At 58.4% G+C, this 363-nt stretch carries 1 protein-coding gene; it reads left to right on the forward strand.

Features of this window, described 5'->3' with window-relative positions; genetic code table 11:
• Window positions 1–350: transposase (locus FSO04_RS46075; RefSeq protein WP_154568044.1), on the forward strand; the 350-nt coding region annotated here is incomplete at its 5' end.
• Window positions 351–363: the final 13 nt, after the last annotated feature.

The raw sequence follows: 363 nt of genomic DNA on the forward strand, positions 1-363 counted from the left end.
ATGAGCAGGAGCGTGCGCAGGTAGCAGAGCTTGCGCGTCAGGTCCAGCAGGTAACGGGACACACGGTCAAGGTGGCATTTGCCGATCAGGGATACACGGGCAAAGAGCCAGCGCAGGCCGCACTCGACGAAGGCATTGAACTGCAGGTGATCAAACTGGAGGAAGCGAAAAAGGGCTTTGTACTGCTGCCCCGGCGGTGGGTGGTTGAGCGCAGCTTTGGCTGGCTCAACCGCTTCCGTCGCCTCGCACGTGATTACGAGCGACTACCCGAAACGCTTGCCGGGCTTCATTTCGTGGTCTTCGCAATACTTATGCTCGTTCACGCGGTGCCAGTACTTCAAAGTGCCTAACACGCTCTAAGCG

The organism is Paraburkholderia madseniana, assembly GCF_009690905.1.
Taxonomy (GTDB): Bacteria; Pseudomonadota; Gammaproteobacteria; order Burkholderiales; family Burkholderiaceae; genus Paraburkholderia; species Paraburkholderia madseniana.